10 protein-coding genes are annotated in these 11,701 nt (G+C 73.8%); 3 read left to right on the top strand and 7 right to left on the bottom strand.

The window, feature by feature from the left end:
* Positions 1-66: 66 nt before the first annotated feature.
* A complete protein-coding gene (locus tag ACWDD9_RS03855; RefSeq protein WP_181970623.1) occupies positions 67-237 on the bottom strand; it encodes a hypothetical protein in 171 nt (56 codons plus the stop codon).
* Positions 238-568: 331 nt separating this feature from the next.
* On the opposite strand from ACWDD9_RS03855, the gene ACWDD9_RS03850 reads away from it, so the two are divergent.
* Positions 569-1,186, top strand: coding sequence for a TIR domain-containing protein (locus tag ACWDD9_RS03850; protein ID WP_143204511.1), 618 nt, complete (start codon positions 569-571; stop codon positions 1,184-1,186).
* Between the two features lie 7 nt (positions 1,187-1,193).
* Here ACWDD9_RS03850 and ACWDD9_RS03845 read toward each other — a convergent pair whose 3' ends face one another.
* The 6 genes from ACWDD9_RS03845 to ACWDD9_RS03820 form a co-directional block, all read right to left on the bottom strand.
* On the bottom strand, positions 1,194-2,165 hold the full coding sequence (locus ACWDD9_RS03845; RefSeq protein ID WP_449810706.1) for a LuxR C-terminal-related transcriptional regulator: 972 nt from the start codon (positions 2,163-2,165) through the stop codon (positions 1,194-1,196).
* On the bottom strand, positions 2,158-3,123 hold the full coding sequence (locus tag ACWDD9_RS03840; protein ID WP_449810705.1) for a LuxR C-terminal-related transcriptional regulator: 966 nt from the start codon (positions 3,121-3,123) through the stop codon (positions 2,158-2,160). Before ACWDD9_RS03840 ends, ACWDD9_RS03845 begins: the two co-directional genes overlap by 8 nt.
* Positions 3,120-4,097: a LuxR C-terminal-related transcriptional regulator gene (locus ACWDD9_RS03835; protein WP_449810704.1), complete on the bottom strand. Its 978-nt coding sequence runs from the start codon at positions 4,095-4,097 to the stop codon at positions 3,120-3,122. The genes ACWDD9_RS03840 and ACWDD9_RS03835 overlap by 4 nt, the downstream gene beginning before the upstream one ends.
* Positions 4,090-5,064, bottom strand: a complete 975-nt coding sequence (locus ACWDD9_RS03830) for a LuxR C-terminal-related transcriptional regulator (RefSeq protein ID WP_449810703.1) — start codon at positions 5,062-5,064, stop codon at positions 4,090-4,092. Before ACWDD9_RS03830 ends, ACWDD9_RS03835 begins: the two co-directional genes overlap by 8 nt.
* The gene (locus ACWDD9_RS03825) at positions 5,054-6,043 is read right to left on the bottom strand and encodes a LuxR C-terminal-related transcriptional regulator (RefSeq protein WP_049650416.1); all 990 of its coding nucleotides are present in this window, start codon (positions 6,041-6,043) and stop codon (positions 5,054-5,056) included. The genes ACWDD9_RS03830 and ACWDD9_RS03825 overlap by 11 nt, the downstream gene beginning before the upstream one ends.
* Positions 6,044-6,755: 712 nt before the next feature.
* Entirely contained in the window at positions 6,756-7,865 is a 1,110-nt protein-coding gene (locus ACWDD9_RS03820; protein WP_449810702.1) for a TDT family transporter, read from the bottom strand.
* Between the two features lie 71 nt (positions 7,866-7,936).
* Between ACWDD9_RS03820 and ACWDD9_RS03815 the strand changes: the two genes are divergently transcribed.
* Positions 7,937-8,878, top strand: a complete 942-nt coding sequence (locus tag ACWDD9_RS03815; protein WP_449810701.1) for a LysR family transcriptional regulator — start codon at positions 7,937-7,939, stop codon at positions 8,876-8,878.
* A gap of 97 nt (positions 8,879-8,975) precedes the next feature.
* Positions 8,976-11,582 carry an ATP-dependent chaperone ClpB gene (gene clpB / locus ACWDD9_RS03810; RefSeq protein ID WP_049650413.1) on the top strand — a complete coding sequence of 869 codons (2,607 nt, stop codon included), beginning with the start codon at positions 8,976-8,978 and terminating at the stop codon, positions 11,580-11,582.
* The last annotated feature ends 119 nt before the right edge of the window (positions 11,583-11,701 follow it).

Raw genomic sequence — 11,701 nt, 5'->3', positions numbered from 1 at the left:
GCCTCGCCGGGCCAACAGGACTCAGTGCACCGACAATCCCGGGAAGCTCCGCAGTCCGTATCGGGATTAGGACCAGCCGACATCCAAGTCGCTGACCACACCACGCTGCATGGAGACCGTGACCGCGCCCGCCGGAGTGCCCACGTCCGAAGCCGCGGAATACGCAAGAGCCAACAAGGCCACGCCGGCAACCGACATCAATGCGGTCTTGCGGACAAATCGGCGCAGACGAGACATGCACCTACCCCTTCCTCATGCGTACGGCATCAACCGACAAGAGAAGCACTATCGTCCACATGCTGCCTCAAGTCGTACAGACATGCCAAGCCCTACCTCCGCGTCATCTCCCTGCCAGGCATCCACATGACACCGGTGAACCCTGGACGCGACGGCTGTTAGCGATGGACGATCAGTTCGCTCTCGATGGTCCGACAGAGCCCCCAATCCTGGCAATGTTCAATCAAATACGCCATCACCGCCCATCCGTTGTAAGCCGTCCAGCCTGATCACACGCATCCGCTCAAGCAGTGCCCCGATCGCGCCGGAAGGCCACTTCCCCGGAGTCGACATGACCGAGCCCTACCTGCGTCACCACGACAGCCAGGCCCCTGAGGGTCGGCGTGCACGTGTGTTCCTGGCCGCCCCGCTGATGCGACTGACCGGGCCGGCCGACAGCGTGGTGACCCTCGCCAGCCGGACGCGGCTGACGACGCTCCGCACCACCCTCCTCCGCAGCGGTGCCGCCGTGTACAGCGCGCACCACAGCGACGCCTGGACCATCTCCGGCCGCGCGCCGGAGCCCCGCGTCCCCTCCGACTTCCGCGCCCTCCAGTCCGCGGACCTCGTGTTCGCCTACGTCGGCGCCCCGCTCTCGGCCGGCGTGAGCCTGGAGCTCGGCTGGGCGTCCGCGCTGCGCAAGCCGATCGTCCTCCTGGTCGACGAGGCCATCACCCACAACCCGCTGATCGCCACCATCGAGCAGGTCGCCCCCGTCCTCCCGCTGGTCTTCGACGACACCTGGTCGCAGGAGGCCCTCAACCACACGGTCGAGACCGCGCTCGACTGGGCCGGCATGGCGCTCTCCCTGCGCGAGGGCTTCTGGACCGCCCCCGGCGAGCAGTTCAACGTCCCCCGGCAGCAGCCCGCCGTCCCCGGCTACTGGCCGACCGGCGCCGCCACCGGCTGAGCAGCGGCTACCCACCGGGCTCCCCCGCCCGGGCTCCCCGCATCTGCCAGCCCAACTGGAACAGCGTCTCCGCGTCGTACAGCTCACGCAGCCGGGCGATGTGACCGGCGACGGTGCGTTCGCTCAGCCCCAACCGGCTGGCGATCGCCCGCTGCGTGAGGCCGCGGGCGAGCAGCCGCCCGACCTGCTCGTGGGCGGCGGGTTCCGTCGACGTGGCCGCCAGGTCGACCCAGTCCACGACCTGCGCCTGCCGCCACTGTTGTTCGAAGACCCCGACCAGGTACGTGACGGTCGCGGGATCCTCCACCACCGCAGCGGCCCTGTTGTCGGGGGCGGCCGGGATCAGGGCAACGGTTCGGTCGAAGATGAGGGTCCGGCTGAAGGCTGCGTCGAGGACCCGGATCCGCGAACCGAGCTTCGTGGTCTCCGCCGCGTACTCGACCTGATCCCGGTCCAGCCTGGCCTGCGGTTGGTAGATCGTGCGCACCGAGCCACCGCGCTCGATGTAGCGGCACGTCTGCGCGAGGCTGTCCTCCCGCTGAGCCGGAGGATGGAACCTGCCCGGCTGGGCGGTCAGGCATTCGTGCGGATAGTCCTTGATGAGCTGGGAGAGCAGGTGCCGGATCTCCACCATGCCCGCCACCTGCCGGACGCCACTCGCCACGTCCCTACGACGCGGAGCCGCGTCGTAGGCCTGGGTGAGGTCCTCCAGCAGATCCGGGAGACTGGCTGCCCTGGCGAGCAGACGGCTGCTCTCCTCCCGTAGGTCGGCGCCCAGACGCTCGCTCACGGCCCGGGGGTTGATCGCGCTGTAGACGCCGTCCGCCGCGTGCAGAACCAGGAAGCCGAGGTCGGCGAGCTGCCTGACCCCCGCTTCGTCCTGCGCTCGGACCTCACTGAGCCGGAGACGTCCGCCGTCCCTGAGGATCTCCCGGTAGAGCTCCCGGGCCGCGGCGTCCGGCAGGCCGGCGTCAGGCATCGTGGGCTCCCCGCATCTGCCAGCCCAGTTGGAACAGCGTCTCGGCGTCGTACTGCTCCCGCAGCCGGGCGATGTGGGCCGCGACCGTCCGCTCGCCCAGGCCCAGGCGGGTGGCGATCGCCCGCTGGGTGAGGCCGCGGGCGAGCAGCCGGCCGACCTGCTCGGGCACGGACGGCTCGCTGGAACCGGATGCCAGGGAGGCCCAGTTGACGCCCTCGGCGTCCTGCCAGTGCAGTTCGAAGGTCCGCACCAGGAAGTCGACCACGGCCGGGTCGTCGATGACGGCCGCGCTGGTTACCCCCGGTGCGGCGGCGACCACCGCCACGGTGCGGTCGAAGATCAGCATCTTGGGGAACGAGAACGCCGCGACCCTGATGTGGCAGCCGATCCCGGTCAGCCGGGCAGCCAGTCGGACGGTCGAGGCGTCGAGACGGGCCGCGGACTGGTAGAGGGTGCGGATCGAACCGCCCGTCTCCAGGAAGCGGCGGGCGTGGTTCACGGTGTCGTCGGCGGCGTCCACCGGCCGGGCGCCGCCGGGGTGGGCGCAGAGTGCCTCGTGACGGAGCTCCTCGGAGAGTTGGGAGACCTGGTGCCGGATGTTCTCCATGCCCTCGACGACCCGGGTGCTCCCGGAGCGGTCGCGGCGGCGGGACGCCGCGTCATAGGCGACGGTGAGGTCGCCGAACACGTCCGGGAGTTCCTCGGCCCGCGTCAGCAGACGCGTGCCGGCCGCCCGCAGGTCGGCGCCGATCCGGGCCGTGACCGAGCGCGGGTCCACCGCGCTGAGCGAGCCGTCCAGGACGTACGGCTTCAGCAGCCCCAGGTCCATCAGGGTCTGGACGGTCTGCGCGTCCTCCTCCGCCACGTCCGCGATCCGGATCCGGCCGCCCTCGCGCAGGATGGCCAGGTAGAGGGCGCGGGCGGTGTCGTCGGGCAGGGCGAATCCGGTGTCGGTCACAGCCGCTCCCCCCGCATCTGCCAGCCCAGCTGGAACAGCGTCTCGGCGTCGTACTGCTCCCGCAGCCGGGCGATGTGGCCGGCCACGGTCCGCTCGCCCAGGCCCAGGCGGGTGGCGATCGAGCGCTGGGTGAGGCCCTGGGCGAGCAGTCGGGCGATCTGCTGATGGCTGGGCGAGTCGGCGGAACCGGCGGCCAGGGCAGCCCAGTTGACTCCCTCGGCGCGCTGCCAGAGCTGCTCGAAGGCGTCCACCACGAAGGACACCATCGCCGGGTCGTCGACCACGGCGGCGCTGGTGTGATCGGGAGCGGCCGGGATGACAGCCACGGTGCGGTCGAAGACCAGGAAGCGTGTGAACGGGACGTCGAGGATCCGGGTGGTGCAGCCGAGCAGGGCGACCTCGGCGGCGAAGCGGACGGTCGGCGGGTCCAGTCTGGCCGAGGCCTCGTAGAGCGAGCGCACGGTGCCACCGCGCTCGTGGACGCGGCGGGCGCGGTCGAGGGAGTCGGGTAGCAGTTCGGCGGGACGAGGGCCGCCGGGCTGGGCGGTCATCGTCTCGTCGGGGAACTCCTGGGCCAGCAGTTCCAGTCCGTGCCGGATGTCCTCCTTCGCCGTGAGGTAGCGGACCCCGGCCGTGCCGCTCCGCCGTTTCGGGGTCGCGTCGTAGGCGCGGGACAGTTCGCCCATCAGCTCGGGCAGTTGCTCGGCCTCCACGAGCAGGCGGGCGCTCTGTCGGCGGATCTCGGTGCCGATCCGCTCCGTGGCCGCCCGCGGGTCGACCGCGCTGTACGCCGCGTCCTGCAACTGCGGCACCAGCAGCCCGACTTCCACCAGCCGTCGGAGCGCAGGACCGTCTTCCTCGCCGACCTCGGCCGCCCGGACCCGGCCGCCCTCGCGCAGGACGGCGAGGTAGAGGGCGCGGGCGGCGGCGTCCGGGAGGGCGGCGGAGAGCGGGGTGGCGGGGGTGTCAGTCATGGTGTTCTCCGCGGAGCTGCCAGCCGAGGTGGAAGAGGCTGTGGGCGCCGTAGCGGTCGCGCAGCCGGGAGATGTGGGCGGCGACGGTGCGTTCGCTCACGCCGAGCCGGGTGGCGACGGCCCGTTGGGTGAGGCCTCGGGCGAGCAGCCGGCCGATCCGGACGGTGGTGACGGACGGCGGGTCGAGGTGGCGGTCGGCGGGGGTGGCGCGGGCCCAGTCGCGCTCGAACTGGGCGACCAGGTAGGCGACGGTGGTGGGGTCGGTGAGGAAGGCGGCCCGGTTGCGGTCCTCGTCGGCGGGGATGACGGCCACCGCGCGGTCGAAGACCAGTACCCGCTCGTACGGTTCGGCGAGGACGCGGACCTGGGCGCCGTGCCCGGTGCGCAGCGCGACCTGGCTCCGCGCGGCGGGGTCGGCGAGGGTGACCGGCTGGTAGACGGTGCGCAGTGAGCAGCCGCGGCGGAGCAGCGAGAGGTCCTGGGCGAGGGCCATCCGGAGGGCTTCGAGGGGACGCGGTCCGGGCTGGGCGGCGAGGACCTCCTCCCGGCATTCCGAGACGAGTTCGCCGACCCGCCGGCGGACTTCGGCGGCGTCGTCGACGGTGCCGGCCGCGGGATCGCCGGCACCGGGATCGCCGGCACCGGAGTGGATAGCCGGGAGGTCGACGCCCGGGTGGCGGGCGGCGTCGTAGGCGCGGGCCAGTGGCCCGAGGGTGCCCGGGAGCCGCTCGGCGTGCCGTAGCAGGCGGAGGGCGCGGGTGCGCAGTTCGAGGCCGATCCGGTCGCCGAGGGCGCGCGGGCTGGCGGCGGTCCAGCCGGTGGCGGTGGGGGTGAGCAGGCCGCGGGCGACGAGGGCGGCCAGGGTGGGGCGGTCGGCGGGGGCGAGGTCCTCGGGGCGCAGTCGGCCGCCGCCCCGGACGGCGGTGAGGTAGAGCGCCCGCTCGGCCGGGCTCGGCTCATCGGTCATCGCGGGAGCCTCGCATCAGCCAGCCGAGTTGGAAGAGGGTCTGGGCGCCGTAGCGGTCGCGCAGCCGGGAGATGTGGGCGGCGACGGTGCGTTCGCTCAGGCCCAGCCGGGTGGCGACGGCGCGCTGGGTGAGGCCGCGGGCGAGCAGCCGGCCGACCCGGTCGGGGATGGTGCGGGCGGGTGTCTGGCCGGGGGCGGCGGCGCCGGCGGTGTCGGCGCGGGCCCAGTCGCGTTCGAAGGTGCCGACCAGGTAGGTGATGGTGGCCGGGTCGGTGATGAAGGCGGCGGTGCTGTTGTCGTCGTTGGCGGAGATCACGGCGACGGTCCGGTCGAAGACGATCAGCCGCTGGAAGGGCTCGTCGAGCACCCGGATGAGCGAGCCGTGCCGGGTGACCTCCTCGGCGTAGGCGAGGGCGGGCGGGTCGGCGAGGGCGACCGGCTGGTAGATGGTGCGCAGCGAGCAGCCGCGCCGGAGCAGTTGGACGTCCTGGAGGAGGGCGACCTGGAGGGTGTCGGCGGGCCGGTGGCCGGGTTGCGCGGTGAGGACCTCGGAGCGGCAGTCGGAGACCAGTTGGGAGATCCGCTGGCGGATGTGGACGTGCCCCTCGACGTGGACGGCGCCGCCGGCCCGGTCGGTCGGCCGGGGCATCGCGTCGTAGGCCCGGGTGAGGCCGTCGAGGGCGCCCGGGAGGTTCTCCGCGCGGACCAGCAGCCGGGTGGCCTCGCTGCGCAGTTCGGCGCCGAGGCGGTCGCTGACCGAGCGCGGGCTGACGGCGGTGTAGCAGCGGTCCATCCGGTTGACCATCAACAGGCCGATGTCGATGAGCTGTTGGAGCGCGCCCCGGTCGGCGTCCGCGACCTCGCCGGTGGGGACGCGGCCGCCCTCGGCGATGATGGCCAGGTAGAGCTGCCGGGCGGCCTCGTCGGGCTCCTCGCCCACCGGTCCCTGCTGCGGTGTGACCGCCGGTTCCGCCGTCACGTCGCACTCTCCCTGCCGGACGCCTCTCCCCTGGTGCTGCCCCTGTTCCTCGCCGCGCGGGCCGCGGCACCGGTGGGCCGGGCGGGCTCACGGTGCCGGTGGGCGGTACGGCGTGATCATGGATCAGGCGGTCACGGTACCGGGTGGGACGGCGGACCCCCGGGCCCGGGTGCCGTCGCACGCCGGGTCGTCCGGGGGCCGCCATCGGTACGCCAATGCCAAGGCGCTCCCGTCGAGGCGGAGCAGCAACGCCTCGACGGGTCCGGCCGGGAGGCCATCACCACACATGGTCCCGGCCGGCGCCCTTCCCCCCCGTTCCACCGGTGCGGGTTGTCGCACCTGCGGTCAGTTTCGAAGAGCGAGTCGCCACCATCAGGCTGCGGTTGCCTGGACGACTTGGCGTGCCTCCACCCTCACAGCGTGACGGCCGGTGAACAAGTGCCGCCCGAGTGCATGTTCGCGCAATTGCAGCTATCTGCATCCGGGGCGGCCGCGGGCGGTTCGGGCGGTGGGGCGGATTCCGGTGGGAACCCGGGCCTGGAAGGGGAGTCGGCGCCGACCGGCACTTCCGCCGGGCGGCTGTGCGCGGTCGTCCCGGCCGTGCACGTTCCTGCATCGGCGGCGTGCTCCTGAGCCCTACCGTCCGCGCGCGGGGACGGGCCCCGCACCACGCGGACGGCCGCCCCGGGCGACGGGCACCTCAGCGGGCCCCTCAGCGGGCCAGCAGCCGCCCCCGCGCGAGCCCGGCCGCGGTGCCGCCCGCGGCGAGCACCCAGGCGGACGCCAGCAGCAGGTAGAGGCCGACGGCCAGCGCGCTGAAGCCCGCGAAGCCGGTGTGCCGGGCGAGCGCGGAGGCGCCGGTGACGCAGGTGCCGACCGGGAAGGTGTACGCCCACCAGGTCATCGCGAACGGCATCCCGGCCCGCCGGGCCCGCAGGTTGGCGGCGAGCGCGACGGCCAGCCAGAGCATCGCGACGCCGATCACCGCCACGCCGTACAGCTCGGCGAGGTCGGTCATGGCGGGGGCCAGCGCGGGCAGTACCGGGCGGGCGGCGTCGGCGAGCTGGTGGACCGCGGTGACGGACTGGCCGAGCGGGCCGAGCACCAGGAACAGCGTGGGGGTGAGCGCCAGGGCGGGCAGCCTGCTGTGGAACAGCCCGGTGAACACCACCGGCAGCAGCACCAGGGTGGCCAGCAGGCCGACGCCGAACAGCGCCCAGCAGCCGTACAGCATGGCCTGCTGGGCCGTTCCGGCCGGCAGGTGCGGGACGAGCGCCGGGCCGCAGGCGGAGGCGACCAGCGGGGCGACCACCGGCAGCAGCCAGGTCGGGTTGGCCTCCAGGGCGGAGACCCGGTGCCGGGTGATCATCAGGTACGGGATGCCGCCGGCCACGGCCAGCGCGTACACGGTGCCGAGGCCCCACAGCACCGCGTCCAGGGCGACCGCCGGGCCGGTGCCGATGACCCGGGAGCCGAGCAGCATGGTGCCCAGTCCGACCGAGAGCAGTGCCATCGGCGGGCAGCCGTAGAAGACCGCGGTCGCCGGGTTGTCCAGCAGCTGGGCGCGGGCCGCCTCGCGGTGCCGGGTGAGGTGGACCAGCCGGGCCCCGGCCAGCACCAGCAGGGCGGCCAGCGCGAGCGCCCACAGCACCTCGCCGAAGCCGGTCAGCCCGGGCGGCCGCACCGGCAAAACGGCGGCGCCGTTCGCCAGGATCGCGGTGCCCATCACGGCGGCGTACCAGTTGGGGCCGAGCTGGGCGAGGTCGGGCCGGCGGCGGGCGGCGGGGCGGGCGAGGGGTCGGATACCGGCCAGAGTGGACATGCTCCCACCGTCGCCCGGAGGGCCCGGCGGCCGGTAGCGCCGGGGCTTCTATGGGGGCATAGCCTGGATCTATGCCCCTCTCCTCGCACGTCCCCGAACTCGGCGCCCTGGAACTGCTGCTCGCGGTGGCCCGGCTGGGCAGCGTCGGACGGGCGGCGGCCGAGCTGGGCGTCAGCCAGCCGACCGCCAGCGCCCGGATCAAGGGCATGGAGCGGCAGATCGGCGTCGCGCTGCTGGACCGCTCGCCCCGGGGCAGCCGGCCGACCGAGGCGGGCCGGCTGGTGGTCGAGTGGGCCCGGCAGGTGGTGGAGGCGGCGCAGGCGCTGGACGCCGGGATCGACGCGCTGCGCGAGCGGCGGGACGCCAAGCTGCGGGTGGTGGCCAGCCTGACCGTCGCCGAGTACCTGATGCCCGGCTGGCTGCTGGGCCTGTCCGAGGCCAGCCCGGGCACCGCGGTGACGCTGCGGACCGCGAACTCGGCGGAGGTCGCCGGGCACGTCCTGGCCGGGGACGCCGACCTCGGCTTCGTCGAGGGCCCGTCCACCCCGCCCGGGCTGGCCGGCGCGGTGGTGGCGGCGGACCGGCTGGTGGTCGTGGTGGCGCCCGGCCACCCGTGGGCGCGCCGCCGCGTCCCGCTGACCGGGGCCGAGCTGGCGGCCGTCCCGCTGGTGCTGCGCGAGCCCGGCTCGGGCACCCGGGAGGTGCTGGAGGCGGCCCTGAAGCCGTACGGGGGCGCGGCGCGGCCCCGGATGGAGCTGGCCTCGTCGACCGCGCTGAAGGCGGCGGCGATGACCGGGGCGGGGCCGGTCTGCCTGAGCGAGCTGGCCGTGGTGGAGGAGCTGGCCACCCGGCGGCTGGTCGAGGTGCCGCTGGTGGAGGAGCTGGACCTGCGGCGGCCGCTGCGCGCGGTCTGGCCGGCCGGGCAGCGGCCGAGCGGGCCGGCCCGGGAGCTGCTGGGGCTGACCCGGCGGCCCGTCGGGCGTCCGGCGGCACGTCGGCTTCCCCCGGCCTGAAGAAGCCCTGTTCCCGAAAGGTTGAGCGGAATAGACTCAACTTAGTGCATGCTGTACGTAGCAGTAGTGAAGGACGACCAGGGAGGACCCCCCAGCAGTGGACGCCAGCAAGTTCACCACCAAGACGCAGGACGCCCTGTCCGCCGCGATCCGGCAGGCGGGCACGGCCGGCAACCCGGACGTCAGGCCGGTGCACATCCTGATCGCCCTGCTGGAGCAGCCCGAGGGCATCGCCCGGCCCCTGCTGGAGGCGGTCGGCGCCGACGTCGCCCGGGTCGACGCCGAGGCCCGCCGCCAGGCGGCCGCGCTGCCCAGCGCGATGGGCTCGACGGTCTCCGCGCCGCAGCTCGCCCGGGACACCATCGCGGTGCTCACCGAGGCCGGCAAGCGCGCGAGCGACCTCGACGACCAGTACGTCTCCACCGAGCACCTGATGGTCGGCCTGGCCGCCGAAGGCGGGCAGGTGGCCGAGCTGCTGGTGCAGCAGGGCGCCACGCCGAAGGCGCTGCTCGCCGCGTTCAAGGACGTCCGGGGCAGCGGCCGGGTCACCTCGCCGGACCCGGAGGGCACCTACAAGGCGCTGGAGAAGTACGGCACCGACCTCACCCAGGCCGCCCGGGACGGCAAGCTCGACCCGGTGATCGGCCGCGACCACGAGATCCGCCGGGTGGTCCAGGTGCTCTCCCGCCGGACCAAGAACAACCCGGTGCTGATCGGCGAGCCCGGCGTCGGCAAGACCGCCGTGGTCGAGGGCCTGGCCCAGCGCATCGTGGCCGGCGACGTGCCGGAGTCGCTGCGCGGCAAGCGGCTGGTCTCGCTGGACCTCAGCGCGATGGTCGCGGGCGCCAAGTTCCGCGGCGAGTTCGAGGAGCGGCTGAAGGCCGTCCTGAACGACATCAAGGCCTCCGACGGCCAGGTCGTCACCTTCATCGACGAGCTGCACACCATGGTCGGCGCGGGCGCCGGCGGGGACTCCGCGATGGACGCGGGCAACATGCTCAAGCCGATGCTGGCCCGCGGCGAGCTGCGGATGGTCGGCGCCACCACGCTGGACGAGTACCGCGAGCGGATCGAGAAGGACCCGGCCCTGGAGCGCCGCTTCCAGCAGGTGCTGGTCGGCGAGCCCAGCGTGGAGGACTCGATCGCCATCCTGCGCGGCCTCAAGGGCCGGTACGAGGCGCACCACAAGGTGCAGATCTCGGACGCCGCCCTGGTCGCCGCGGCCACCCTGTCCAACCGCTACATCACCTCCCGCTTCCTGCCCGACAAGGCGATCGACCTGGTCGACGAGGCGGCCTCCCGGCTGCGGATGGAGATCGACTCCTCCCCGGTCGAGATCGACGAACTCCAGCGCTCGGTCGACCGGTTGCGGATGGAGGAGCTGGCCCTGGAGAAGGAGTCGGACCCGGCCTCGGTCGACCGGCTGGCCCGGCTGCGGCGCGACCTCGCCGACCGGAACGAGCAGTTGAGCGTGCTCACGGCGCGCTGGGAGCAGGAGAAGAAGAGCCTCAACCGGGTCGGCGAGCTCAAGGGACGGCTGGACGACCTGCACGGCGCGCTCGAACGCGCCCAGCGCGACGGGGACTTCGAGCGGGCGTCCAAGCTGATGTACGCCGAGATCCCGGCCGCCGAGAAGGAGCTCACCGACGCCCAGGAGCGGGCCGCCGACCAGGACGCCTCCGCCTCGATGGTCAAGGAGGAGGTCGGCCCGGACGACGTGGCCGACGTGGTCGCCTCCTGGACGGGCATCCCGGCCGGCCGGCTGCTGGAGGGCGAGAGCGCCAAACTCCTGCGCATGGAGGAGGAGTTGGGCCGCCGCCTGATCGGCCAGAAGGAGGCCGTGCAGGCCGTCTCGGACGCGGTGCGGCGCACCCGCTCCGGCATCGCCGACCCGGACCGCCCGACCGGCTCCTTCCTCTTCCTCGGCCCGACCGGCGTCGGCAAGACCGAACTCGCCAAGGCCCTGGCCGACTTCCTGTTCGACGACGCCCGGGCCATGGTCCGGATCGACATGAGCGAGTACGGCGAGAAGCACTCGGTCTCCCGCCTGGTCGGCGCCCCGCCCGGGTACGTCGGCTACGAGGAGGGCGGCCAGCTCACCGAGGCGGTCCGCCGCCGCCCGTACAGCGTGGTGCTGCTGGACGAGGTGGAGAAGGCCCACCCGGAGGTCTTCGACGTCCTGCTCCAGGTGCTGGACGACGGGCGGCTCACCGACGGCCAGGGCCGCACGGTGGACTTCCGCAACGCCATCCTGATCCTCACCTCCAACCTGGGCTCGCAGTACCTCGTCGACCCGGCCACCCCGGAGGCCGAGAAGCGGGAGCTGGTGCTGGGCACCGTCCGGTCCGCGTTCAAGCCGGAGTTCCTCAACCGGCTGGACGACATCGTGGTCTTCGAGCCGCTGGGCACCGGCGAGCTGAGCCGGATCGTCGACCTCCAGGTGGCCCTCCTGGGCGAGCGGCTGCGGGAGCGGCGGCTCACCCTGGACGTCTCCGAGGCCGCCCGCGACTGGCTGGCGCTCACCGGCTACGACCCGGCGTACGGCGCCCGCCCGCTGCGCCGGCTGGTGCAGTCCGCGATCGGCGACCAGCTGGCCCGGGCGATCCTGTCCGGCGCGGTGCACGACGGGGACACCGTCGTGGTCGAGCGGGACGAGGAGGGCGACCGCCTCACCGTCCGCGGCCGGGGGCCGCTGGAGAAGTAGCACCGCCGGGCGTCCGGCGCACGGGCCGTTCCCTCCGCTCCGGCGGCGGGGGACGGCCCGTTCCGCATCCCCGGCCCCTTCCGCATCCCCGGCCCGTTCCGCATCCCCGGCCCGGTTCG

The sequence above is a fragment of the Kitasatospora sp. NPDC001119 genome (assembly GCF_053598475.1).
Note: the sequence above shows the minus strand (reverse complement) of the source record. Positions and strands in the feature narration are given on the sequence as shown.

Coding starts and splice junctions, on each gene's coding strand:
- ACWDD9_RS03855 (WP_181970623.1), bottom strand. CDS start 237: ATGTCTCGTCTGCGCCGATTTGTCCGCAAGACCGCATTGATGTCGGTT.
- ACWDD9_RS03850 (WP_143204511.1), top strand. CDS start 569: ATGACCGAGCCCTACCTGCGTCACCACGACAGCCAGGCCCCTGAGGGT.
- ACWDD9_RS03845 (WP_449810706.1), bottom strand. CDS start 2,165: ATGCCTGACGCCGGCCTGCCGGACGCCGCGGCCCGGGAGCTCTACCGG.
- ACWDD9_RS03835 (WP_449810704.1), bottom strand. CDS start 4,097: ATGACTGACACCCCCGCCACCCCGCTCTCCGCCGCCCTCCCGGACGCC.
- ACWDD9_RS03830 (WP_449810703.1), bottom strand. CDS start 5,064: ATGACCGATGAGCCGAGCCCGGCCGAGCGGGCGCTCTACCTCACCGCC.
- ACWDD9_RS03820 (WP_449810702.1), bottom strand. CDS start 7,865: ATGTCCACTCTGGCCGGTATCCGACCCCTCGCCCGCCCCGCCGCCCGC.
- ACWDD9_RS03815 (WP_449810701.1), top strand. CDS start 7,937: ATGCCCCTCTCCTCGCACGTCCCCGAACTCGGCGCCCTGGAACTGCTG.